Source organism: Maribacter arenosus, from assembly GCF_014610845.1.
GTDB lineage: Bacteria > Bacteroidota > Bacteroidia > Flavobacteriales > Flavobacteriaceae > Maribacter_A > Maribacter_A arenosus.
In genome coordinates this window covers 463,627-488,937 of sequence record NZ_JABTCG010000002.1, presented here as the reverse complement: position 1 = coordinate 488,937, position 25,311 = coordinate 463,627, and the positions used below count along the sequence as shown (strand labels likewise).

General features: G+C 42.0%; 22 protein-coding genes and 2 pseudogenes. 8 read left to right on the top strand and 16 right to left on the bottom strand.

Features of this window, described 5'->3' with window-relative positions; genetic code table 11:
• Nucleotides 1–41 precede the first annotated feature (41 nt).
• The gene (locus tag HPE63_RS07235) at nt 42–776 is read right to left on the bottom strand and encodes a TerB family tellurite resistance protein (RefSeq protein ID WP_188313583.1); all 735 of its coding nucleotides are present in this window, start codon (nt 774–776) and stop codon (nt 42–44) included.
• Between the two features lie 133 nt (nt 777–909).
• Here HPE63_RS07235 and HPE63_RS07230 point away from each other — a divergent pair, with 133 nt between their 5' ends.
• The 3 genes from HPE63_RS07230 to HPE63_RS07220 all read left to right on the top strand — a co-directional run bounded on the left by HPE63_RS07230 (nt 910) and on the right by HPE63_RS07220 (nt 2,779).
• A complete protein-coding gene (locus HPE63_RS07230) occupies nt 910–1,320 on the top strand; it encodes a BrxA/BrxB family bacilliredoxin (RefSeq protein WP_188313582.1) in 411 nt (136 codons plus the stop codon).
• Between the two features lie 62 nt (nt 1,321–1,382).
• On the top strand, nt 1,383–2,120 hold the full coding sequence (locus HPE63_RS07225; protein WP_188313581.1) for a lysophospholipid acyltransferase family protein: 738 nt from the start codon (nt 1,383–1,385) through the stop codon (nt 2,118–2,120).
• A complete protein-coding gene (locus HPE63_RS07220; protein ID WP_188313580.1) occupies nt 2,117–2,779 on the top strand; it encodes an HD domain-containing protein in 663 nt (220 codons plus the stop codon). Before HPE63_RS07225 ends, HPE63_RS07220 begins: the two co-directional genes overlap by 4 nt.
• Before the next feature lie 53 nt (nt 2,780–2,832).
• Here the strand turns inward: HPE63_RS07220 and HPE63_RS07215 are convergent, their stop codons facing one another.
• From HPE63_RS07215 to hemH, 14 genes and pseudogenes are all read right to left on the bottom strand, one after another.
• Nucleotides 2,833–3,906: a PA0069 family radical SAM protein gene (locus HPE63_RS07215; protein ID WP_188313579.1), complete on the bottom strand. Its 1,074-nt coding sequence runs from the start codon at nt 3,904–3,906 to the stop codon at nt 2,833–2,835.
• 103 nt (nt 3,907–4,009) lie between these two features.
• Nucleotides 4,010–5,566 (bottom strand): hypothetical protein, encoded by a 1,557-nt coding sequence (locus tag HPE63_RS07210; protein ID WP_223198079.1) that lies wholly within the window; start codon nt 5,564–5,566, stop codon nt 4,010–4,012.
• A gap of 22 nt (nt 5,567–5,588) precedes the next feature.
• Nucleotides 5,589–6,371 (bottom strand): enoyl-CoA hydratase/isomerase family protein, encoded by a 783-nt coding sequence (locus HPE63_RS07205; RefSeq protein WP_188313578.1) that lies wholly within the window; start codon nt 6,369–6,371, stop codon nt 5,589–5,591.
• A 3-nt stretch (nt 6,372–6,374) separates the two neighbouring features.
• Nucleotides 6,375–7,808 carry a sensor histidine kinase gene (locus tag HPE63_RS07200; RefSeq protein WP_188313577.1) on the bottom strand — a complete coding sequence of 478 codons (1,434 nt, stop codon included), beginning with the start codon at nt 7,806–7,808 and terminating at the stop codon, nt 6,375–6,377.
• A gap of 174 nt (nt 7,809–7,982) precedes the next feature.
• Nucleotides 7,983–8,531 carry a CopD family protein gene (locus tag HPE63_RS07195; RefSeq protein WP_188313576.1) on the bottom strand — a complete coding sequence of 183 codons (549 nt, stop codon included), beginning with the start codon at nt 8,529–8,531 and terminating at the stop codon, nt 7,983–7,985.
• Nucleotides 8,532–8,570: 39 nt separating this feature from the next.
• Nucleotides 8,571–10,346: an arylsulfatase gene (locus tag HPE63_RS07190; RefSeq protein WP_223198078.1), complete on the bottom strand. Its 1,776-nt coding sequence runs from the start codon at nt 10,344–10,346 to the stop codon at nt 8,571–8,573.
• A 170-nt stretch (nt 10,347–10,516) separates the two neighbouring features.
• A complete protein-coding gene (locus HPE63_RS07185; protein ID WP_188313574.1) occupies nt 10,517–10,726 on the bottom strand; it encodes a hypothetical protein in 210 nt (69 codons plus the stop codon).
• Between the two features lie 498 nt (nt 10,727–11,224).
• A pseudogene (locus HPE63_RS07180) lies at nt 11,225–11,782 on the bottom strand (REP-associated tyrosine transposase).
• 126 nt (nt 11,783–11,908) lie between these two features.
• Nucleotides 11,909–12,424 (bottom strand): hypothetical protein, encoded by a 516-nt coding sequence (locus tag HPE63_RS07175; RefSeq protein WP_188313573.1) that lies wholly within the window; start codon nt 12,422–12,424, stop codon nt 11,909–11,911.
• 62 nt (nt 12,425–12,486) lie between these two features.
• A pseudogene (locus tag HPE63_RS07170) lies at nt 12,487–13,044 on the bottom strand (REP-associated tyrosine transposase).
• 71 nt (nt 13,045–13,115) lie between these two features.
• Nucleotides 13,116–13,838 carry a hypothetical protein gene (locus HPE63_RS07165; protein ID WP_188313572.1) on the bottom strand — a complete coding sequence of 241 codons (723 nt, stop codon included), beginning with the start codon at nt 13,836–13,838 and terminating at the stop codon, nt 13,116–13,118.
• A 189-nt stretch (nt 13,839–14,027) separates the two neighbouring features.
• Nucleotides 14,028–15,131 carry a lactonase family protein gene (locus HPE63_RS07160; protein WP_188313571.1) on the bottom strand — a complete coding sequence of 368 codons (1,104 nt, stop codon included), beginning with the start codon at nt 15,129–15,131 and terminating at the stop codon, nt 14,028–14,030.
• Nucleotides 15,132–15,180: 49 nt separating this feature from the next.
• The gene (locus HPE63_RS07155) at nt 15,181–16,560 is read right to left on the bottom strand and encodes an MATE family efflux transporter (RefSeq protein ID WP_188313570.1); all 1,380 of its coding nucleotides are present in this window, start codon (nt 16,558–16,560) and stop codon (nt 15,181–15,183) included.
• Between the two features lie 208 nt (nt 16,561–16,768).
• Nucleotides 16,769–17,800 carry a ferrochelatase gene (gene hemH, locus HPE63_RS07150; RefSeq protein WP_188313569.1) on the bottom strand — a complete coding sequence of 344 codons (1,032 nt, stop codon included), beginning with the start codon at nt 17,798–17,800 and terminating at the stop codon, nt 16,769–16,771.
• A 256-nt stretch (nt 17,801–18,056) separates the two neighbouring features.
• Between hemH and HPE63_RS07145 the strand changes: the two genes are divergently transcribed.
• Nucleotides 18,057–19,130, top strand: coding sequence for a mechanosensitive ion channel family protein (locus HPE63_RS07145; protein WP_188313568.1), 1,074 nt, complete (start codon nt 18,057–18,059; stop codon nt 19,128–19,130).
• Between the two features lie 43 nt (nt 19,131–19,173).
• Nucleotides 19,174–20,019, top strand: a complete 846-nt coding sequence (locus HPE63_RS07140) for an N-acetylmuramoyl-L-alanine amidase-like domain-containing protein (protein ID WP_188313567.1) — start codon at nt 19,174–19,176, stop codon at nt 20,017–20,019.
• A 210-nt stretch (nt 20,020–20,229) separates the two neighbouring features.
• Here the strand turns inward: HPE63_RS07140 and HPE63_RS07135 are convergent, their stop codons facing one another.
• Nucleotides 20,230–21,120: an AraC family transcriptional regulator gene (locus tag HPE63_RS07135; RefSeq protein ID WP_188313566.1), complete on the bottom strand. Its 891-nt coding sequence runs from the start codon at nt 21,118–21,120 to the stop codon at nt 20,230–20,232.
• 200 nt (nt 21,121–21,320) lie between these two features.
• Between HPE63_RS07135 and hemA the strand changes: the two genes are divergently transcribed.
• The 3 genes from hemA (at nt 21,321) to hemE (ending at nt 25,300) form a co-directional block, all read left to right on the top strand.
• On the top strand, nt 21,321–22,577 hold the full coding sequence (hemA, locus tag HPE63_RS07130) for a glutamyl-tRNA reductase (protein WP_188313565.1): 1,257 nt from the start codon (nt 21,321–21,323) through the stop codon (nt 22,575–22,577).
• Nucleotides 22,574–24,166, top strand: a complete 1,593-nt coding sequence (hemC, locus tag HPE63_RS07125; RefSeq protein ID WP_188313564.1) for a hydroxymethylbilane synthase — start codon at nt 22,574–22,576, stop codon at nt 24,164–24,166. Before hemA ends, hemC begins: the two co-directional genes overlap by 4 nt.
• Before the next feature lie 102 nt (nt 24,167–24,268).
• Complete coding sequence (hemE, locus tag HPE63_RS07120) at nt 24,269–25,300, top strand: uroporphyrinogen decarboxylase (protein WP_188313563.1); 1,032 nt, start codon at nt 24,269–24,271, stop codon at nt 25,298–25,300.
• The last annotated feature ends 11 nt before the right edge of the window (nt 25,301–25,311 follow it).

Here is a 25,311-nt window from a genome sequence, read left to right as displayed (position 1 = left end):
ATAGAGAGGATGATTTAACTTTGACAACATATAGCGGCATACTATACCATTCCCCTTTCCTGTTGTATTTGTTCATAGGCCTTTTGAACCTCCTTGAACTTCTCTTCGGCCCCTTTTTTTATGGCTTCATTCTCTGTATTCACCCGATCCGGATGATATTTTTTTGCCATGGTCCTATAGGCCTTCTTAATCTCATCTTCGGTTGCCGTTTTATCGATTTCCAAAATTTTATAGGCATTGTCGCCAGACTTTATGAACATGGCCATGATACTTTCAAAATCACGTAGGGCCACCCTTAAATATCGGGCTATCTCTCTTATTTTGTTGATTTCGGGAGGTCGTATCGCCCCATCGGCTTGGGCAATACCAAACAAGAAATGCAATAATTGCAACCTCACTTCATAACGGGTTCTTTGGTTTAGATACGTACAAATACGTTCTGCGGAGATTTCATGTTTTTTATTGATCTCGTTAAAGGTCCTAAAAATGGCATTGGCCTTTTCCTTGCCATAAGTAGCAACAAAATATTGGCGTACATAATCCAATTCCCGTTGGCTTACAGAACCATCCGATTTTATAACAATGGAACAGAGCGAGAGTAGGTTCAATTCAAAATCGGCCGGGGAAACCTGGGACCGGGTCATGTCCCTAAAAACCGTACTAGACCGACCACCACCACTAAGACTATCGATAAAACTGCCGAATAAAAATCCTATAATCGCTCCAGCAAAACCCCTAATGGCAAAACCGACTATGGCCGCTAACCATTTAATCATAGTACAACTTAATTTTTGCCAAAGATAGGATATTACATAGCAAAACAAGTGGTAATGAAAAGTTAAGTAATCATGTGTAGTACGACAAATTGGTTATCTTTGACGACTTTTATAAATCGATAAAAAACAAAATATGTATCCAGCAGAATTGGTAAAACCTATGAGAGATGACTTGGCGAAGGCCGGGTTCGAAGAATTGTTTACGGCCGATGCGGTCGAAAACGCCCTTAAGAAAGAAGGTACGACATTGGTGGTTGTAAATTCAGTTTGTGGTTGTGCGGCTGCAAATGCAAGACCTGCTGCCAAAATGAGTTTAATGAACGATAAGAAGCCCGATCATCTTGTTACGGTTTTTGCGGGTGTTGATACCGAAGCCGTGAATGCGGCGCGTAATCTTATGATTCCATTTCCTCCTTCATCGCCAAGTATAGGCTTGTTCAAGGATGGGGAATTGGTTCACATGATAGAAAGGCATCATATCGAAGGTCGCCCTGCAGAAATCATCGCGGAGAATTTGACCGAAGCCTATAATGAGTTCTGTTAGTCCTTCATAAAAAAGACCACTAAAAAACCGCTTTGAAAAGAGCGGTTTTTTATTTTTGTGACATGCAAAAAATCTTGGCATATCCGCTTACCGTAATTTACTTCCTCTTTTTTGGAATCGCCCTGGTCGTGTTTCACCCCATTCAATGGATTTGCTTTACCCTTTTCGGGTATAACGCGCATAAGGCAAGTGTAAGTCTGCTTAATTTATGTTTAATACGCTGTACGCACTTTTTAGGAACTACTTACAAGTTCAATAATCCACATCGATTACCGACCGACCGTCCTTTGATTATTGTATCGAACCATCAGAGTATGAACGATATTCCCCCTATCATATGGTTTATGCGGGCACATCATCCAAAATTCGTTAGTAAGATCGAGTTGGGAAAAGGCATTCCCAGTGTTTCCTATAACCTAAGGCATGGGGGTTCTGTATTGATCAATCGAAAGGATAGTAAACAAGCCTTGGTCCAAATTGCCAAACTAGGCAAGTATATTGAAAAACATAAACGTAGTGCGGTAATTTTCCCGGAAGGTACCCGCAGTAGGGATGGGCACCCTAAAAGGTTTCAACCCACAGGACTCAAAGTTTTAATAAAACATGCCCCTTCGGCATTAATTGTACCGCTCAGTATAAATAATTCATGGAAATTGCTTCGTTATGGCAAATTCCCTTATGGCATAGGGAATCATATTACCTTTGATGTACAAGAACCTATTGAAAACAATGGTAATTTTGATGAGGTGTTTGCCCTTGTCGAAGCAAGGGTAAAATCCGGTATACATCCTCCCCAATGAAAGACTCCGAAATCGTAGTAGAGACCATTGCTTTTGTAAAGGAGACTTTAAAAGAAGCCGAGGGAGGGCATGATTGGTTCCATATTCAAAGGGTGTATTCGAATGCGGAACAGATTGCCCGAGGGGAGGATGTAGATCTTCTCGTAGTCTCATTAGGTGCCTTATTGCACGACATTGCCGATGCCAAATTCCATAACGGGGATGAATCCGTAGGGCCCAGGATTGCGAAACGGTTTTTAGACTCGCTTGGCGTTGGTCAGGACGTCATTGCGCATGTGGTACATATCATCAACAATATTTCATTTAAAAATAGCCTGTCTAATAATGGGCAACCCAAGTTCGATTCCAAGGAACTGCAAATCGTCCAGGATGCAGACCGGCTCGATGCCATGGGGGCCATCGGAATTGCGCGTGCCTTTAATTATGGGGGGTTTAAAAATCGGGAAATGTACAATCCGGACATTGCCCCTAATTTAAATTTGACCAAGGAGGAATATAAAACATCGAAAGCACCCACTATTAATCACTTCTACGAAAAACTGCTATTGCTCAAAGACCAAATGAATACACCCACCGGTAAGAAAATGGCCGAGGAACGACATGCCTATATGCTCGGTTTTTTAAAGCAGTTTTACAAGGAATGGAACGGACAATCTTAAGAAATCAGCAACTTTTCCGCCATCCAACCCTAGTGCGAATTAGGTCTATTCTCTTAAAACAATTTCATTTGACCATTTTTATAGGTTGCATGGAGCGATTTGTTCAATTTGGGCAGTTCCTTATCCTTAAAATAGGTATGTCTGGCCAATCGTAACAAATCGTGAATGTGCTGGGCAATCTTACCTTCCCCCTTACTGCGGATGCCAAAACGACTATCGTTCAAAGTTCCCCCATGACAGGACCTGATCTGGGAGAGGACCTTATCTGCCTTATGGGGTAACGACTTATATATCCAATCAGTAAAAATAGCACCTATGGCCCCATTGAGACGTACTACGGTATACCCGAAAGACAAGGCTCCATGATCAGCCACGGCCTTGGCCATATCCATGATTTCATGACTGTTGATACCTGGGATGATCGGTGCCAACATCGCATTGACCGGAATACCATTGTCTGCCAGTAGCCTAATAGTTTCCAGCCGTTTCTTAATGGACGCAGTCCGTGGTTCCAAAATCCTTCGGGTTTCCTCTGAAAGCGAGGTGATAGATACATTCACCGCTATCAAGTGGTCTTTGGCCAGTTCTTTAAGAATGTCCAAATCGCGCAGCACCAAAGCATTTTTAGTGATAATCCCTACGGGATGTCTGTAGTTTAAGAACACCTTTAAACACTCCCTAGTGATTCCGAATTTCTTTTCCGCAGGTTGATAACAATCCGTATTTCCGGAAAGCACGATGGTTTCGGCTTGCCAATTTTTGGATTTCAATTTCTCCTCCAAAAGGTTGGGGGCCTCTTTTTTGACCAGAATAATCTGTTCAAAATCCAATCCTGCCCCATAGCCCCAATACTCATGGGTATTTCTAGCATAGCAATAAATGCATCCGTGTTCACAACCTTGATAGGGGTTTAACGAATATTTCATGCCCACGTCAGGGCTGGTCACTTTATTGACTATGGTCTTTGGAAAAATCGGAATGTAGTTGGTTCTGCTCCTATGGGCCTCTTCCCCTTCCACCCTGCAAAATTCAAGGAAATCGTCCCGGGATTCATGCATATATTGCATAAATTTATTGGCAACATATTTTTGTGCCCCTCTTCCTTTACGATATTCTGAATTTTTCAATATAGGATTTATTCCAAAAATATGGAATATATCCTAATCTCGTATGTTTTCAATGTTAAAAAGAAGGATGTGATTTCTGCGTATTGCAGCAATGACCTTTGGGTTAATTAAGGGAAACTTTAACCAGTTGCTTTTTACTTCCCCTTTTGGCGTAGAACACAATTTGGTTTTCCCTTTTATTTAGTAAGGGCGTGGAGACCATTAAGGGAAGGCGGGCATCCTTGTCGTCGATCAACTTTTTATAACTTAAGTGACCATCGGCATCCAATTTGATGACAAAAACATTTCTGTTTCGACTCAACCCTTGTCTGAACAATAATCGGTCACCTGGCAATACTTGAGGATTTTCGGCGGCTGTACTTATAAAGAAGTACGTATTGCCGTCTTTGGTATACGAACTATAGGAAGCATAGGCGCCATCGCCTTGGGTTACCTCGGCCTTGTTTATGTTCCTAGTCCATAACATGTCGCCATCCGCACTAAGTTTGGCACTGACGATATCGTTATGGTGGTATCTGGTTACCTTAAGGCGACCACCACTTGAATTTGCTTGTACACTTGAGGTTACAAAATACTCTTCGGCATTAAAATGGATCGAACCATCATGGGCCACATTCACATTTTTGAACACCAGATCCTTGATCACCTTATCCTCATCCCGCCCAAACTTATCCATCATAAACTGCTCGGAAAAAGGACTGTATTTTCTCGAGTTTATGGCTAAGGTAGTAGGGTTTATATTGAAATAGGCCAACCCATTATATCTATTGTCCTTTCTATTCGAATAGAACCCCACGCATAACAATTCGTTTTTATTGATAATGGGGGTCAGGGCCTCCGAGAATTTTCCTGGTCCATCAAAAGTCTGTGTCCAAGCACCATTTTGGGATACTTTGATCAATTCATATTGGAATTTTCGTTCTGATACCTGAAATCTTTTTTTCTTAAAATAGGCCTTACCCACAATATAGGCCTCTTGTAAATCGGTAGAAAAGGCAACGTTCTCAAAGGCATAGTTCTTTTCTTCTACCTCGGCGGAGAAATCATGTTCCACAACTTTTTGCAAACCTGCGTTGAATAGGTAGATAAAATGCTTATTGGTCTTTCCCTTTTTAAAATGGGTGCTGATCACAAAGGCATTCTTCTTGTCGTTGAATAAAACAGAAGTGGTAAAGCCGGAAGAAAAATTACGGTTGTAATAGTTTTTATCCAAGGGTTCGGACACCTCTTGTGATGGGATGGTCAACAAGGATTCCCTAGTGAAGTTCATCCCCGAAAGAGGACTGCGATGCACTGAATATTCATACGCAAAGGCATCATAGTCATAATCCAAAAATATAAGATAAATCTGCCCGTTGGCTACATAGCCGTCGACCAAATTCGAATTTTTGAGCTTATAATTATACTCATTGATCAATTGCATATTAGCGTCATAATGCTCTATCAAATAGCCCTTAGGCCTTAGGATTACCCCGGTATAATAAGAGCGGACCAGAAAAGTACCCCCTGTACCATCGTTGGAAATGGTCAAAAGATTCGAATATTTATACCTGTCGTTATATTTTTCCCCTATTGAAAAATCAAGAGGAATATCCTGTGCCAACACCATACAGGAAACCATAAGGAAGCAAAACAAGGGGGTATATTTTCGAAAATTCATTGGTAAGATTTTTTAGGGATATTCATTCACCGGGGAATCGGGCTTTTCGCTTTTCTAAAAATGCATTGGTACCTTCCTTGAAATCAGCAGTTCCAAAGCACTTGCCAAAACCCTTGATCTCCGTGTCATATCCATTTTCACTACTGTTAAAACAATCATTTATTGCTTTTATTGCGTAACGGATGGCAACGGGAGAATTATTCGATATTTTGTTTGCCAATTGGGTACAAAGCGCCAACAATTCCTCTTGTGGCACTACATAGTTGACCAACCCATAGTCCAATGCCCTGGGGGCATCGATCATTCCAGCGGTCATAATCATTTCCATGGCCCTGCCTTTACCCACTAATAGAGGCAAGCGTTGGGTTCCCCCATACCCTGGTATGACCCCCAAGGACACTTCGGGAAGGCCCATTTTGGCATTTTCACTGGCCACCCTAAAATGACAGGCCATGGCCAATTCGAGTCCTCCACCCAATGCAAAGCCATTGATGGCCGCGATTACCGGTTTGGACAGGTTCTCGATAAAGTCAAAAAGCAGTTCCTGACCTTTGGCCGCCAATTTCGTTCCTTGTTTTACTGAAAAATTCGCGAATTCGGCAATATCGGCACCTGCAACAAAGGCTTTTTCCCCACTGCCCGTGATGATGATAACGTTTACCTTTTTATCTTTTTCCAGACCTGAAAGGGCCTTATGTAATTCCTTGATGGTATCCTTGTTGAGGGCATTCAGTTTGTTGGGACGATTTATGGTGATCAGGGCCAAAGGACCCTCAAAAGTCACCAATATGTTCTCATATTCCATATGTTATTTTTTCTTTTGGTTCTCTGTAGATTGATTTCTTGGGAAAATTACGGTAAATACGGTTCCTTTTCCTGGTTGGGAGGTAAAATCGATACTTCCGTTGAAGGTTTCCACAATATTCTTTACCATCCCCAATCCGAGGCCCATACCGCTGGACTTGGTAGTAAACTTTGGCTCGAAGATTTTTTCGGTAAAATCCTCGGCAATACCTATGCCATTATCGGCAACCGAAATCTTCACGTTTTCACCCTGAGAAGCCACAGTCACCGATACCCTAGGGTTCGGCTGGTCGATCATGGACTGGGTAGCGTTCTTGACCAAATTGGTCACCACCCGGATCAATTGGGTCCGATCCCATTTTGCGATAATCTCTTCTTCATCACATATAAAGTGAATGTAAGGCTCGTTAAAAATATCCAATGCCAAGCGAACAATTTTTACCACATCCAGGGTTTCATTCTGCTGGGCCGGCATTTTGGCAAAATTGGAGAATGCAGAGGCAATACTGCTCATAGTATCTATTTGTTGGATCAGCGTATTGGAATACTCCTCTACTTTCTTTTTTATGTCCGGGTCTGTCGGATCGAACTTGCGTTGAAAACTCTGGACACTCAATCGCATGGGTGTTAAAGGGTTCTTGATCTCATGTGCCACTTGTTTTGCCATTTCACGCCAGGCCTGTTCCCGCTCACTACGGGCCAATTTCACCGCACTTTGCTCCAGTTCGTCGATCATAGCGTTATAGGCATTTACCAATTTCCCGATTTCGGAACTGGTTTCCTTTACAAATATTTTTTTGTTGCGTTTGGTTAAATCGGTTTTGCCCATCATCTCGGTTACTTCATCGAGTGATCTCGTTATATATTTTGAAATGAAGTAGGCAAGACCAATCGCGATGAGTAGCATCAACAAATAAACCCCTGCTAATCGTCCCAGGAATTCCTTAAGTTCCATATCATTAAAGGTAGGATCTTCGTAATATGGCAAATTTAATATACCAATAGGTTTAAACTTATTGTCATTAATATACGTATATGAAGCTTGGTATTTGTCGCCTGCCGCGGAGTTCTCTTCAACATATCGTTTTTCGGCACTGGCTTCAAGCCTATTGAGAACCTCCACGTCTAAACAGTTAGATATGGAATCTTCTTCAAATTTCGGCCTAGAGCTTTTGATCAACTCACCTTCAAGATCATAGATATTGAAATTTACATTTTGAACGTCGGCAATATGATATATTTCTTCAAAAAATATCGAACCCAAATTTTCAGTAGTTACAGGATAAGTGGTTTTTTGAAGCGTATATCTGATACTCTGTTTAATTTGTTCTTCCTTACGCTCCAAGCGATCTTCGTGGTAATCCCTAGTCTGTTCGCGATATTGATATACCGTAATAGCTGCAATCAAAATAGATGCAATGAGAACCAACAATATCATTGCTGAGAAAATTCTTGATCGGAGTGATAGATTTTTGAACAAGTTCCTGGAATTTGTGGTTAAAGATAGCAAATATCAGGCCATTTTAAGGGAGTCTAAGGCAGTCCGATCCAGCTGACATGGCAATATCTACATACGTCGAATGAGCCAAGGCCCACTTTGCGCGTCAACTACCTATGCATTTGGATTTTTTTGTTGAATACGTCTATACAATCGGATGCCCAACATGAGTAGGATTCCCAAGACGATGATGCCGACCACCCCGAAAATCCAGGTAAAGGTACTTTTGAGAATGACCAAAAACACCACGGCAAATAAGATCAAGGTGGCCCCCTCGTTCCATATACGCATAAACCGAGAGGTATATTTAATCTCATCGCGCTGCAATTGCTTAAAGATCTGATGGCTCTTCATATGGTATATAATCAGTAGCACAACAAACCCCAATTTAACGAGCATCCAGGTTTCCGTTAACCAAATCGGTTGTAGTACCACCAACCAAATGGCAAAAATCGTCGATAAAATAGCCGAAGGCCATGTAATGATATTCCATAAGCGCTTGGTCATTAATTTTAATTGGGTAGTTAGGATTTCCTTATCGGGAGAGGGTTTTTCAGAGGCTTCAATATGATAAATGAACAAGCGGGGAATATAAAATAGGCCAGCAAACCATGTAACTATAAAAATCAGGTGTAATGCCTTTATGTAATTGTAGTATTCCATTTCTTAAACTAGTTTTTAAAGTTGGTCCATGGGATAAATTTAGGATTTATTACTGACATCCATCCGTTCCATCTTCACCCAAAAGGGAAATATTTTCTTGTCATCGACGGCATAAAATGGAATCAAGTCACAATGCATGGCTGGAAGGTGGATGTTTTTCATTTCCAGAATTTCACTATTTTCCAGGCTATTGCCGGCCTTATGAATTCTAGGCCCTGTTTCAAGGTACATTATTCCCCCTTTGGGAATCGGTTCAACAAATCTAAATGTAATGCGATATGTTCCTTCTGCAATGGAGACCCTCCATTTCCCAAAGATTTCTTCCTGTGCCCATATTCCTCTTTCCCCACCTGCATCATTTCTATTGAGGAAAATCGGATTTTCATTTTCATGACCTATCTGGATTCGGGGTGGATGCAAAATATTAGGGGCGGATATCAATTGGTCGTACCACTCGTCCAATTCAACTTTAAGGGAGACGGCTTGATCTATTTTTTGGTGTACCATATTATGCTCCTCATAAGGATCTTCTTCGATGTTGAACAGTTCAAATTCCGAGATAGCCGCATTATAGTCCGTTTGGCCCACCAATTTAAAGGGTCCTTTTTGTATGGCCATATTATGATATAATTCAGGATAGCGGCGTGTCCAATAAAAAAACAGGGGCCTGTTTTCCCAATCCACTTTTTTAGCATTCAGAAGGGGAACCAAATTCTTCCCATCTATGTTTCTATTCGCCGGGGGTTTTACATTGCAAATCTCCGAAAGGGTTGGTAATAGGTCTATATGGGCCGTTGTGGTTTCAATATCCCTATTGCCTTTATATTTCGATGGATATCTCAAATAAAATGGCACCCGAACACCCCCGCGATAGACACTACCCTTTCTGCCTCGCATACCGGCAATATAACGGACTTGTTGCGGGCCATTGTCGGTCATAAAAACGACTAGCGTATTATCGGAAATATTCAACTCATCGAGCTTTAGCATCAATTTCCCAATATGGTCATCAATATTCGATACCATGGCATACACTTTTCGTGCATCTTCCTTATCCTGTTCATTCATTTCAACAAAGGGTCTTGAATCGCCATCAAAACCTGAAGAAGGGTCAATGGCTTTGTAACGCTGATAATAACTGTCAGGCACCTGTAGGGGCGTATGGGGCGCGTTGAAAGACAAATAGCAGAAAAATGGCCGTTGATGGTTCTCTTCAATAAATTCAATGGCTTTGTCGGCAAAAATATCACTACAGTAGCCTTCGTAGGCCTCTTGTGTACCATTATGCCATAATACAGGGTCAAAATAACTGCGGTCTCCCTTAAAATAGGTGGTAAAGTCCCCGACTTGGCCCATACCTCCGGAAAGATGAATGAGCGATTCATCAAAACCTTGGTCCATAGGTCTGGACGGATAATTATCGCCCAAATGCCATTTGCCAAAAATCCCTGTTTTATAATCGGCCTGTTTTAACATTTCGGCAATGGTCACCTCACTCGCGGCCATGATAGCGCCCCCGTTGTAGGTATCCCGGATTCCGGTTCTTAGCGAATAGCGCCCCGTCATAAGACTGGCCCTTGTTGGGGCGCAGACCGGGGAAACATAAAAGTTTGTGAAACGAACGCTTTCCTTGGCAAAATTGTCAATATTCGGGGTTTTTACATGCGGATTGCCGGTATACCCCAAATCGCCATACCCTTGATCATCGGTGATGATGATGATAACATTAGGTCGTTCCGGTACTTGGGCATTGATAACCGCAGATTGATAACACAAAACTATCAAGAATGACAAAATGCTTTTTCTTCGTATCATGCCCTTCATGGTCGAATTTTATTTCTTTGGGCCAAGGATGATGTAAGAAAAAGGAAAAAGGCCAGCAGTATTGAGCTCTCCCAAGCGTAGAGGTCTTTCATTTTTTAAAGGTTCTGATTCGTCAAGGTTAAAAGTAACCATAAAACCATTCCCTTAAAAAAATGAAACGGTCAAATACCGGAAAATGGCTTTAAAAAATCACGGGAAAATCTCTTAAGATTTTCAATGTCGTATGATATTTGTCCGTTGACCAAAACAACGGGCATGGTAACATTCTTAAGTTCAGGTTTCTCCAATCTTAATAAATCCCACATAAGAATCTGGTTTTTTTCATCGCTGGTGGTATCCAATAACTTAAAACCAATATCATTGTTCAGCATATAGGTTGTAACATAATTGCCCCCCCGCTAGCGCCCGTCTGTGACGGGTGCCCATGAGAAAGTACTATTACCAAAATTCAACGAGATGCCAGCAATAATATTACTCCAAAAACTCCCCCGCTAGCGCCCGTCTGTGACGGGTGCCCATGACGCTAGGAGTAGGAAACACAATCATCATCCCAAAAATCCAATGTCATCGATTTCAAAGGCAGGATCTTGCCCAGCGATATTTCTTGCACTACTATATTTCTCCCCCGCTAGCGCCCGTCTGAGACGGGTGCCCATGAGAAACACAATCATCATCCCAAAAATCCAATGTCATCGATTTCAAAGGCAGGATCTTGCCCAGCGATATTTCTTGCACTACTATATTTCTCCCCCGCTAGCGCCCGTCTGAGACGGGTGCCCATGAGACGAGTTGGTCCTGCAAAGCAATTTCCCCCGCTAGCGCACGTCTGTGACGGGTGCCCATGACGCTAGGAGTAGGAAACACAATCATCATCCCAAAAATCCAATCGCATCGATTTCAAAGGCAGGATCTTGCCCAGCGATATTTCTTGCACTACTATATTTCCATTGTGTTGGTTCGGTAACAAAACCTGCGGTCACAGGATTATTATGGATATAATCCAATTTTTGTTTTATTACCCCAGCACTCCAAAGCTCTATGGGTTTGTTGTTATGTTGCCAAAATTGATATTTTGAAATATTGCCTTTTTTCTTGCCTGCCCGTTCAAACATAAATAGTAGCCATTCTTTTCTACTTTCTTGTGGATTACTTTGAATGGCTTCCAATATTTTCTTAGCGGTATGTTCCTTGAAATCACGCAATAAACTTGACGGGTCTTCATTGGAATCCCGAAAGATAAAATGAACGTGGCTCGGCATAAAACATTAGGCAAAGAGTTCCATTCCCTTATGGGCTCTACAATACCTTATACTATCTACCAAAGCCTTGAGATACATCTCCCGTGTAAAAACATCGATCCAGTAAACGGTAGCGAACGAAACAAAATAAGCCGCTGTTGGATTATGGAACTTGTATTTTCTACTCATGGTTTATTAAAAATACAAAAAGCCATGGTTTTGGTAATGACCCTATATATTCTTATCTGGTACGGCACTCGTCACAGACGAGCGCTAGTGTGTGGGGAAGTAATATTAATTCTTCTCTTACAACAATTAGAAATCATTAGATTTTTTTCTAATGTTCAATTGTGTCTCGTCTTTCTTATGATAAAGAGTGAGGTCAATCTGATAATCCTTCTCTTGCCATCTAATAAATAATGGCTTGTCCTCAAACCTGCACTTTTCCAATTTTCCCTTTTGTGATGTAATTTGAGTGCCATTTTCATGGTTAATTATCTCTTTTTGCTCACTATCTGCTACTCTATAGATATAGGTTGGATCTCCAAATTTATCAACCATTTCGTCGTAAAATTCCTTATCTATTACTCTGTTAAAATCTGTCAATACAGATAGTATAACATTTTTAGTATCTGTTTTAACTATAATCATATCAATGGACTTTGACAAGAAACCACACTCAATATCTTTTAACAAATACGTGTTTCCTTTATCATCATTTTCTAATAAAACAAATGAATCACTAAATTGAGTGATATTTTTGCCTAGCATTTCTTCCATAGAAAGATTCTGAATAGTAAGAAAAATAAAAATAACTAAAATTCTACTCATAATCTATTTACAATTAGTTGCTTCTCTCACAACGCTAGGAGTAGGAGTAGGAAACACAATCATCATCCCAAAAATCCAATGTCATCGATTTCAAAGGCAGGATCTTGCCCAGCGATATTTCTTGCACTACTATATTTCCATTGTGTTGGTTCGGTAACAAAACCTGCGGTCACAGGATTATTATGGATATAATCCAATTTTTGTTTTATTACCCCAGCACTCCAAAGCTCTATGGGTTTGTTGTTATGTTGCCAAAATTGATATTTTGAAATATTGCCTTTTTTCTTGCCTGCCCGTTCAAACATAAATAGTAGCCATTCTTTTCTACTTTCTTGTGGATTACTTTGAATGGCTTCCAATATTTTCTTAGCGGTATGTTCCTTGAAATCACGCAATAAACTTGACGGGTCTTCATTGGAATCCCGAAAGATAAAATGAACGTGGCTCGGCATAAAACATTAGGCAAAGAGTTCCATTCCCTTATGGGCTCTACAATACCTTATACTATCTACCAAAGCCTTGAGATACATCTCCCGTGTAAAAACATCGATCCAGTAAACGGTAGCGAACGAAACAAAATAAGCCGCTGTTGGATTATGGAACTTGTATTTTCTACTCATGGTATATTAAAAATACTAAAAGCCTCGGTTTTGGTAATGACCCTATATATTCTTATCTGGTACGGCACTCGTCACAGACGAGCGCCAGCGAGGGTACTACCGGATGCCCCACTATTTCCTATGAGTATATGGTAATTATACAAATGTGCATTTTGCCGGGTACCAAAGGTAGTATTCACTATTGTGCTGTTATAAGTGAACGAGAAGGTCTCCCCAGGGGCTATATGACCTCCACCGCCACTACCATCCGAGCCAATGGTGCTACCACCACAATCGCCCGATTTGCCCACTCTGTTGTTCTTACTGTCGGTAAAGAAACTATCGAAATTGTAGAATCGTTGTTCGGCCCTGAAATACCGGAAATCCATATCATGGGCCATAAAATTCTCGAAATCGGCATCGGTCATTTCATAACCGATGACATAGGGCTCGTCCAAGGTTCCGTTCTTGGCCCTGCTGACGATCAGGGTATAAAAGGCATTCTCGGGGGCATCATCGGGGTAGAGGTCGAAGGTATAGTTGATTACCCCGTCCTTGTTCTTTACCCGCCGCGCATGGCGCATATTGATCATCGCCTTGTTAAACCGGATCTTTCCCTCAAGGTCTGCGACCTTACTATAAGTTGTAGCGGTTTTTGAGGCGATACTTTCAACGATGTCGGGAATGTCCTCTCCCATTACAGTATCTACCTTAGGTCCTTCTTCCTGGGCTACGGTTTCGACCTGTTCGGTCTCTAACATCAGGTCGCGAAGTTCTTCTTCTTGACAACCCATTGTAAACAGTAAAAAGGTCATCGTTAGGGTCAAAATCTTAAAAGGGATACGGTTTTTTATAACGGTCGGGTTTTTAATAATTAACAATGCCCTTTCAATTTCAAGGATTTTATTTAAAAACCGATATAGGAATACCATATAAAAACCAAGGTTTTTCTTTTTTTCGACGAAAAGTTGCTTGTTTACAACATAGAAACCAGATGCAATACCCTACTCCAAAAACTCCAAACACACTGGGCTTGGAAGTGCCACTTCATGAAGAAAACGTAGCGTACCTGCGGTTTTGTCCCGTTTAAACACAACGATATTGTTGCTGCGTTGGTTGGCCACCAAAAGAAAATTATCACTGGGGTCCAATGCAAAATTACGGGGCCAATCGCCCTTTACAGGTTCCCTCCCCACCAAACTCAGTTTACCCGTGTTTTGATCCACTCTGAAAATCACGATGGTATTCTCCCCTCGATTGGAGCCATAAAGAAATTGTCCATCACCCGAAAGATGGATGTCCGCACAAAAACTCTCCCCTGTAAAATCCTCGGCTAAGGTTGATAGGGTCTCAACTTCGGTATAGGAACGATCCGTATTTCTTTGCAATACGGTAATCGTCGCATTCAATTCATTGATGACATAGAGGTATTCGCCCTCTTGCCCAAAGGTAAAATGCCGGGGTCCGGCTTTTGGGGCCATAGCCAAAGGGGGTTGTTCGTAAGGCACCCATTTGTTATTCCTCAACATATATCGCAATACGGCATCCAATCCTAAATCGGCCACAAAAAGTCCATCTTGGGTGAATTTAGCAGCATGGGCATGTGATATACTGGTCGTATCAAGAACTCTGTGGTCGATAAATTGGGGATTTGGTAAAAGCTCCCCCTTGGTCCCAATCCTAAAAATTGAAACACTCCCGCCCGTATAACTGGATGCGGCTAGAAATTTACCGTCTTCAGATAGTCCAATATGGCAGGGATGTGCCCCTACGGTGGCGTTTGCATTGATTTTTACAAGGCTATCGCCATCGATACGAAAAGCGACGACTCCCCCGCTTGAATTTTCATAGGTATCGGTTTCTTCGACGGCATATAAAAACTGCTTATCTGGTGAAACCTTTACAAAAGACGGATTTCCGATTTTGGCCGCCAGTTGCTTTTGGGTTAGTTCCCCTGAATTGGAATCGAAATGATAGCTATAAATGCCCTCACTACCGTTTTCGGTATAGGTGCCCACAAAAAGCGTGGTGGACGTCGAGGGTTCATGGGTCTGGCAATCTGTGCCCAATAGGATGGTAATTAAAAGAAAGGCGTGATATTTATTCATAGGATCGTAATAAGTCAATATTTCAAAAATACGTCAAATTGTTCAGTGGTTACGCGATCAAAGTGCTTTTGACTTCCCGCCGTAAATAATACCCGGTGACCACTGTGGCAAGCACATCGGCGATAGGGAAGGATATCCATACCCCAAGTTCTCCCATAAAATGAGGCAAGATCAAGATCAAGGGAATAAAAAAGAACCCTTGACGCGTCAAGGTCAATAACAAAGCCGGAACGGCCTTACCTACCGCCTGGAAGTATGCGGCCCCTATCAATTGCAGGGCAATGATGGGAGTCGCCGCAAAAACCCATCGCATGGCCGAAGGGGTGTGCTCCAAAACAAAGGCATTGGTGGCGAGTTCAAAATCGGACATGTCGGACTTATTGCTTAAAAACAAGGAGGCGATTTCGGCAGGAAAAACCATGAGTCCGATAAATACCAATGTTGCCAATAGGGCGGCATATTTAATGGCGGTATTGATCGATTCCCTGACCCGTTCATATTTATGGGCACCATAGTTATATCCGGCAATGGGCAAGAAGCCTTGGGTTACTCCAAAGACCGGAAAAAGGGCGAACATCAACATTCGACCGATGATGGCGTACACGGCGACCATGGCCTCGCCTCCCAAATCGAACAGAATATTGTTCAACAACAGGTAGATGATACTCACCACGGCCTGTCGGGCCAGGGTAACAAAACCCAAGGAACCGATTTCTTTCAGTATATCGGCTTTTAATCTAAAATGGGGCCATGTAACCTTAAGTTCCGAATGCTTGGAAAGAAAAAAATACAGCACATAGGCAAAACAAAGGACATACCCGATCGTCGTGGCCCATGCGGCACCCGCCATACCCCAGTCAAAAACATAGATAAAAAGATAGTCCATGAACAGGTTCCCAACGGATGGGATGATCATGGCGATCATGGCGAATTTAGGCTTGCCTTCGGCACGGATTACCGTGTTACCCATCATGCAGAGGGCTAGGAAAGGTACGCCACAAACCACGATGATATAATAGATTTTAGCGGGATCAAAGATGGCCCCTTTACCGCCAAAGGCGGGAATCAGGTCATCGACAAACGTTAAACCAAGAATGACCATAGAAATGGTCACCAAAAGGGTCAGGGTAATCTGGTTCCCAAAAGTTTGTAAGGCTTTTGGCTTATTTTCGGCCCCTAAGGCTCTAGAGATTATACTGGAACCCCCAATACCGATGGCCATACCCAGAGCGCCGATAAAGAAGGAAATCGGTAACACCACGTTTATAGCAGCTATGGCGATGGAACCGATCCAATTCCCCACAAAAATGGAATCGACCAAAATGTTCAAAGACATGACCAAGATACCGATAGATGCCGGTACGGCCTGTTTCACCAATAATTGGCCAATGGGTTCGGTGCCGAGCTGATCTGATGTGACTTTAGCCATTTGAATTAATATTAAGACCTGCTAGGCATCATAGAGGCACAAGCAATCCTTGTAGGTCTAAACCACGAAAGTTAGGTCCAATTAAGCCTATGGGGCGAACTTGTCATCGGACCCACACGGAGCCCCACCGCCGTGGGGGAACACCTTGCAGGTCAGTTTATGGGTAATTTCCCACTTACCTCCCGTTCATTCACCCACTTTCTAACCCCTATGCTGGTAAAGCTTCTGTAGCATGCCAACTTTTTATCCAATCTGCCATTACTTTTACCCAAGCATCGCTATCATTTAGACAGGCTATATGCTTATAGGCTTCCCCACCAGCTTCTTCAAACTGATGTTTCCCCTCCATGGCAATTTCTTCCAAGGTTTCCAGACAATCGGCGACAAAGGCCGGAGTAATTACCGCAAGTCTTTTCTTTCCTTCTTTCGCAAGTCGTACAAATTCAAAATCGGTAAACGGTTTCAACCAAGGGTCATTGGGCAATCTCGATTGGAATGAAATGCTGAATTTGTCGGCATCAATTCCTAAATACTCGATCACCCGCCTTGTGGTATCAAAGCATTGATGGCGGTAACAAGTGTGATGTGCCACGGAATTGGTAGTACAGCACGATTGATCGATCTTACAATGGAATTTGGTCGGATCTGATTTTCGAATATGCCTTTCGGGAATGCCATGATATGAAAAGAGGATATGGTCGTATTCAAAACCCTTCAATCCTTCGGCTATGCTTTCGGACAATACTTTAATATAGGCTTCATTCTTATAAAAAGCGGGCAAGGTGGTGATCTGTATATTTGGAAAATACTGCTGTTGGACCTCCATAGCCTTTACCACGACAGTTTCAAAGGAAGACATGGCGTACTGTGGATATAGGGGCACCAACAATACCTCATCCACGCCCTTATCTATTAAGGATTGGATTGCATTTTTAATGGTCATGCTACCATAACGCATGCCCAAGGCAACGGGAATTTCAACGTGCTTACTCACTTTTTCAGAAAAGCGTTCAGAAATGACGATCAATGGCGAACCTTCTTCCCACCAGATTTTTTGATAGGCTTCGGCCGATTTTTTAGGACGCGTCTGCAAGATAATCCCCCGGACGATAATATTACGCAGCCATTTGGGAACGTCGATTACACGAGGATCCATCAAGAATTCATCCAAATAGGGTTTTACATCCTTTGCTGTGGGGCTATCCGGGGAACCGAGATTTACCAATAAGACTCCTTTCATTTTTTAAACGGTTTTATATCACTTGAACTTGTCGGGCATTCCTTTTAATAAAAAGATTATATCATCTTCCATTGATTATCCAAAAGGCTCAAATGTATGTCGGCAACAAAAATAGGTTTTGTGTTAAAACAAATCTTGATCTATTTTCATAAGTTTCTTATGCCACTATGGGAAAAATCTATTTTTTACATGGATTTAACATGTTTTGATGGTATTTTATTTATGTTCCCTCACTAAATGAAATAAATACAAGGTAATGATCGATACTTTTTTCAAAAATACAGACAATCAGTCGCTCATCTATGTGATAGTTGCTTTTTTACTGATTCTCCTAGTGTATTTCATTATGGTACAACTACTACGTAGGTTTGGGAAAGACCCCAATTATGTCATCCCCAAACATGCATTTAAAAAGGTAACCTTTCCCTTTTTCGTGATTCTTCTGTCCTTTCTAGTACGTATGGAATCACTTCGTGATGTTCTGGGCCTTGAAGACTATGCCTATACGTTTAAAAAGGCCAGTACTTTGATGTTTATTTTTGGAGCAACCTGGCTGATCTTGAATATCATAAAGATCGTTAAAAAAGGGATTATCGAAAAATATGACATTCACACCTCAGACAATCTTAAGGCTAGGAAAGTCACGACCCAGTTCAATATATTGGAGAGGATTATCATATTCGTGGTTATTATTCTTGCCTTAGGCATTGCCCTTATGAGCTTTGAAAGCATACGCGAAATAGGGGTGAGTATTTTTGCCTCGGCCGGGGTTGCGGGAATCATCATTGGTTTATCGGCCCAAAAAATGATAGGTACCATTTTGGCCGGCATTCAAATTGCCATTACACAACCCATTAAAATCGACGACGTCGTAATCGTTGAAGGGGAATGGGGCCGGATCGAAGAGATTACCCTAACTTATGTTGTTGTTAAAATATGGGACAAAAGAAGATTGGTCGTCCCTTCCACCTTTTTTATTGAAAATTCCTTTCAAAACTGGACAAAGACCTCTGCCGATATTTTGGGTACTGTTTTTTTGTATACCGATTATAAGGTTCCTTTTGATGCGCTTCGCAAGGAATTGACCCGAATCTTGAAATCCACCGATCTTTGGGATGGGGAAGTCAATAACATCCAGGTAACCGATTCAAAGGCCAATTACGTTGAGGTCCGTGCCTTGATGAGTGCCAAGGATTCATCGTCGGCCTGGGATCTCCGGGTCATGGTGCGTGAAAAATTGATTGTTTTTCTACAAAAGAACTATCCGGAAAGCTTGGCCCATACCCGTATTTACCTGAATAAAGCGGAAGCAAATGAAAAAGTGGAATAAATGGCATCCTATTTGCTATTTTTGTCTCTATAATCCTAAGAAAATGAAAAAAGCAGCCCCCTATGTTATATTACTATGCTTCTTTGCGGTAGCCCTGGGCTATACCCAACAAATTACCTGTTCCGCCCAGGACAAACAGGCTTTTGAGGATAAGATCATCGCGATTGATGGTTTATTGGAAAAGGATTTGGGAAAAACTATGGTATCGGTAGGCAAAACCTTTCTACAGACCCCTTATGTGGCAAAAACCTTGGAAATAGGGGAGACCGAAACATTAGTGGTCAATCTTCAAGGGCTGGATTGTACCACCTTCGTTGAAAATGTCCTGGCTTTCACCCTACTATTACAGAAAGAAAAGACAGATTTTGATTCTTTTGCCAAGGTTTTAGAAACCATTCGGTATAAAAACGGCAAGCTCGATGGATACGCCTCTCGACTCCATTATTTTTCGGAGTGGATCGCCAATAATGAACAAAAAGGATTGATAACGGACATGACCTCTGAGATAGGGGGAAAGGAGATTACCAAGGAAATCAATTTTATGAGCACCCATAGGGATTTATATCCCTTTTTGGTCGATGACATGAATTTTGAAAAGATAAAGGCTTCCGAAAACTTTCTGAACAATGAAGCCATTTGCTACTTGCCCCAAGATCAGATTGAAGCCAATGAACATTTGATCCGTTCGGGGGATATCATCGCACTCACTACCTCTATTGAAGGGTTGGATATTACCCATACCGGTATCGCATCAAGGGAAAAGGATGGAAGGATCCACCTTTTGCATGCCTCATCTTCGGGAGAGGTTGAGGTTTCTGAACTACCACTGGTCGATTATCTCAAAAAAGTCAATAAAAACACGGGGATTATGGTGGCCCGCATCAACTGAAGGCGCATCTTTTGCATTGGAAAACAAACCGATGGGTCTGTTTGGGTACTCCAAAGAAGGTTTAAAGGAAAAATCGATGCACTACCCCGATGTTTTAGCGATTTTCGTCCCTTTGGTTGGGATTACGATGATTCACGCCTAGCATTGGTACAGACTGATCGGTCGGAAATGTAAAAATCCGCTAAAGCATGGCACATTTAGCATTTTTCATCATGATTTCGCCAATGACATCACGTATTTCTTGGGGGTGGTGCCATATTTCTTTTTAAAGGCAGCTATAAAATGACTCGATGTGCTATATCCCACCTTTAATCCCACCTCATTCACATTGTTCTGGCCAGTCTCCAATAATCGGCGTGCATGTTCCATTTTATAATCGAATAAGAAACTATAGACCGAGTCCCCGTATATCTGTTTAAAACCTTCCTTCAGTTTCTTTAAACTCAGTCCGACCTGTTTCGCCAATTCAGGTAATGATGGGGGTTCGGCCATATGGCTGATCATAATCTCCTTGGCCTGTCTAATTCGTTTTACATTATCCTCATCGACTAAAAACGGACATTGTTCCAGATCGGCATCCGTACTTTTATTAAAATAAAGTGAAATAAGCTCATAGACCTTACCCTTGATATACAATTCCTTTATCGAAGGATGTAGGTTATAATTCATTATTTGGCTTAAAACCACGGCAATGGCAGGCGTAACCATTTCTTGGGCATAATACTTTTTCTCCTTGTTCCCAGCACTTAGAAACGGAATATAATCAGCCTCTTTTGAAAACAGGGAATGAAATTTTTGAATGGTCATGACTATGGAAACCATCCAAGAATTGGGGGCCATTTCCATATTCATGGGTAAATCTACCTGTGTATTGTATAATAAAAGGGAGTTTTCCTCGGAAACTTCAAGGGCATACATGCCCTCATTGAAGATAAATTTAGCATTACCCTTTAAACAGAAATGAAATTGAATGAAAGTACTATCTATCTCACGGGTGACCCTTTGCTTTGCCAGCGTATCATTCTGTAGCTTCAATACGTAAAAGCCGTTTTCGATCAACACCTCCGTGTAGGATCCTTGAGCGACATTTTCTTTTTCCATAGCGCGTAAAAATAGAAATATTATTTAGATGTATTCTAAATAAGGTTAATTTAAATTCTTTTGAACAGCCATTAAATCATCGTTTAGCGGGAAGTTACAACGAATTGGGATTAAAATCCCGAATTTCGATACTAATTGTTCCTCAAGCGTTATTTTTATTCGAATGATGCTCCTATTTTTGTGACCGTTCGAACAAATTTATGAAAGCGTACCACATTTCCAAGCATAATTCATTTTATACCATTGGTCTAAGTTATAAAAAAGCTGATGCGCACATTCGGGGTAAATTCAGCTTGGATGAATCCTCCATAGATAATCTTTTAAAGCAGGCCAAAGCCCAGGATATAGATGGTTTACTGGTTACTTCTACCTGTAACCGTACCGAATTGCATGGGTTTGCCCAACATCCTTTTCAATTGATAAAGCTACTTTGCGATAACACTCAAGGTACCCTTGAAGATTTCCAGGAAGTGGCCTATGTGTATAAAAACAACGATGCCATCTCCCATTTATTCCGTGTGGGCACAGGTTTGGACAGTCAGATTTTAGGGGATTTTGAGATCATAAGTCAATTACGCCATAGCTTCAACCGTTCTAAAAAGCATGATATTGCCAATCCGTTTATGGAACGGCTTACCAATTCGGTGATCCAGGCGAGTAAACGCATCAAGAATGAGACCGACCTCTCTTCCGGGGCCACTTCGGTTGCTTTTGCCTCGGTACAATACATTCTTCAGAATGTTGAGAATATTTCCAACAAGAGTGTTTTGCTTTTTGGTACCGGGAAAATTGGGCGGAATACGTGTGAAAACCTTATCAAGCATACCCAGAACTCACAAATTACCCTGATCAATCGAACTAAGACCAAAGCGGAAAAAATTGCAGGCAAATTTAATCTAGTGGTCAAGGACTATGGTGATCTGCAAACCGAGATTCGAAATACCGATGTATTGGTGGTTGCTACAGGGGCCCATTCCCCGACGATTTCAAAGGAATTGATCTATACCAAGAAACCCTTGCTGATATTGGACCTCTCGATTCCAAAGAATGTGGCCGATGATGTTTCCGATCTTGATAACGTCACGGTTATCCATTTAGACCATTTATCACAAATGACAGATGAGACTTTAGAGCGTCGAAAACAGTTTATACCGCAAGCAGAACGTATCATCGAGGATATAAAACGGGAATTTATCCAATGGTTGGAAACCCGAAAATTCGCTCCTGTAATCAAAGCTTTGAAAAAGAAATTGAATACCATGAAGGAAGAGGAGTTGGATTATCAATCCAGAAAACTTACCGATTTCAATACGGAACAAGCCGATGTTATTTCAGACCGTATCATTCAAAAAATAACAAAGCAGTTTGCAAATCATCTAAAGGATGCCAATGGGGATGCCGAGGACAGTCTTGAGCTCATTCAAAAAGTTTTTCAGCTAGAAATAAAATCCCAATGAGCAAAAGCATAAGAATTGGCACACGCGATAGTGAATTGGCACTATGGCAGGCAAATACCGTTAAAAACAAGCTTGAAGCCTTAGGTTACCAAACCACACTTGTCCCTGTTAAGTCCACAGGGGATTTGGTGCTGGACAAGCCTCTTTACGAAATGGGGATTACGGGTATTTTTACCAAAACCCTCGATGTGGCTATGCTCAATGGGGATATAGATATTGCGGTACATTCTATGAAAGATGTGCCCACAGCTTTGCCAAAGGGAATTGTGCAGGCTGCCGTATTGGAACGTGCCAATTATCTCGATATCCTGGCTTATAAGGACAATGAGGAATTTCTTGCCAGCCGGGATGCCATTATTGCCACGGGAAGTCTGAGAAGGAAAGCGCAATGGTTGAACCGGTATCCGACCCATACCGTGGTCGACTTGCGTGGCAATGTGAACAGTCGCATGCAAAAGCTTAAAGACAACGATTGGAACGGGGCCATTTTTGCTGCGGCCGGTTTAGATCGAATCGGCCTCGAACACGAACATACCATTGGACTCACTTGGATGTTGCCTGCCCCGGCCCAAGGGGCGATTATGGTGGTTGCTTTGGAAAAAGACGACTTTGTTCTCGAGGCTTGTGCAGAATTGAACCATGAAGCCACTGAAATTTGTACCCAACTTGAGCGGGAGTTCCTCAGATTGTTGGAGGGCGGCTGTAGTGCCCCTATTGGGGCCCTAGCCTATATCAATAGCAAAACGGAGGAGGTTACCTTCAAAGGGGTGTTGCTATCTGTTGACGGAACCAAAAAATTGGAGGCTGAATTTACGGCGCCTTTTGGGGAGCATAAAAGCCTAGGCCGTGATTGTGCCAATAGTATTTTAAGCCGCGGGGGCAAAAACCTAGTAGGGGAAGTACAACGTGATACCAAAAGCATAGAAATATTTTGTACTAAAAAATTGACCCAAGACCAACGCTCATTATTCAAGGGTGGCCTTCAGGTAGATTCAGAGGATTTTATAAAAACCAGTCCAACCCGTATCCCCAGGAAGGTGTTGACGGCAAAAATGCAAAATGTCATCATTACAAGCAAGAATGCGGTCGAAGCTTTATTGACCAATGTGAGCGCTTCCCAATTGCAATTCAAAAATATCTATTGTGTAGGTCGACGCACCAAACGGTTGATCGAAGCCCGAATTGGCTTAGTGCGGCATTTCGAAAAAAACGCAAAGAAATTGGCGGAATACTTGGTGGACTATTTGGAAGGGACCGAAGTTACCTATTTCTGTAGTAATCTACGTATGGACGATCTTCCCAATATATTGACCAATAGTGGTATTACGGTGAACGAGATTGAAGCCTATAAAACCAAGCACACCCCTGTCAAAGTTCCTCCGAATGTAAAGGGGGTACTCTTTTTCAGTCCGTCAACCATCAAAAGCTATTTAAAATTGAACAGAACGGATATAATTGCCTATTGTATTGGCGAAAGCACGGCTAAGGTGGCCCGGGAGCATTTTTCAGAGGTATATGTTGCCAAAATTCCCGATATGGAAAGTGTAATTGATTTGGTTAATGCCAAATACCTAAAGGGCAAAGGCTAAGAGAGAAGAATAAGATATGAAATGGGCCATAACAATACTTGATAAATCTGGATATTCATTGGTGAATTGTATCTGACCGATAATAAAAATAAACTTAAGCAGATGAAAAACGACTTATTCTTAAGAGCCCTAAAAGGCGAAATTGTCGATAGACCACCAGTTTGGATGATGCGGCAGGCAGGGCGTTATTTGCCTGAGTTTATAGAAATACGAAAAAAATACGATTTCTTTACCCGTTGCCAAACCCCTGAGTTGGCTTCCGAAATTACGGTGCAACCCATTCGCAGGTACGGAATGGATGCCGCTATCCTTTTCAGTGATATCTTGGTTATCCCACAAGCCATGAACATAGAAGTGCAGATGAAGCCTAATTTTGGGCCTTATTTACCTAATCCCATACAAACCCAAAAAGCCGTTGACAATGTTATCGTCCCTGATGTCAATGAAACATTGGATTATGTAATGAAGGCCATTACAATGACCAAAGAGAAGTTGAACGATGGGATTCCTTTGATCGGTTTCGCTGGATCACCATGGACGATCCTTTGCTATTGTGTGCAAGGGCAGGGGAGCAAGACGTTCGACAAGGCGAAGGAATTCTGTTTTACACAACCCATTGCCGCCCATGAATTATTGCAGAAAATAACCGATACGACCATTGCCTATCTCAAAGCCAAAGTAAGGGCGGGTGTCAATGCGGTACAGGTATTCGATTCTTGGGGCGGAATGCTTTCCCCTGACGATTATCAAGAATTTTCATTTACATACATTCAGCAGATTATAGATGCCTTGAAAGATGAGGCCCCGGTCATCGTCTTTGGTAAGGGCTGCTGGTTCGCTCTGGGTGGGATGGCCAAATCCGGTGCGGCTGCCTTGGGTGTTGACTGGACATGCTCCCCAAAAAACGCCCGATATTTAACGGGTGGAAATATTACCTTACAGGGTAATTTCGATCCGGCCAGATTGTTGTCCCCTCCTTCGGAAATCAAAAAAATGGTAACCCGGATGATCGATGAATTCGGGAAAGACAAATACATTGCGAATCTAGGTCACGGAATTCTTCCGAACATTCCATTAGAGAATGCCAAAGCCTTCGTAGATGCCGTAAAAGAATATAAAAGTCCCACACAATAAAAAATACCGTT